The following is a 259-nucleotide window of genomic DNA, read 5'->3' as shown; positions in this document are numbered from 1 at the left end:
AGCCGGTGCTTTGCGTGACATGGTGCAAAACCACTTGTTACAGCTACTTTGCTTAGTCGCAATGGAGTCACCGCATAAACTTAAAGCCAATAGTATTCGCAATGAAAAGTTAAAAGTATTAGAAGCATTACGCCCATTAGAGGGCAGCGATGTTGATGACAATATTATTCGTGGGCAATACGTACCGGGTGATTTAAACGGTAAAATAGTCCCAGGTTACTTAGAAGAGCTAAACGAAGGGGCAAGTAAAACTGAAACC

Annotated in this window: 1 protein-coding gene; it reads left to right on the top strand. The window is 42.1% G+C overall.

The genetic code is table 11. The annotated features are described in order from the left end of the window. On the top strand, window positions 1-259 hold a 259-nt coding region (locus AAEY78_RS13770), incomplete at both ends, for a hypothetical protein (RefSeq protein ID WP_502943780.1).

Source organism: Psychrobacter sp. 16-MNA-CIBAN-0192 (genome assembly GCF_040309565.1).
GTDB lineage: Bacteria > Pseudomonadota > Gammaproteobacteria > Pseudomonadales > Moraxellaceae > Psychrobacter.
This window is presented reverse-complemented; position numbering and strand designations above follow the sequence as displayed.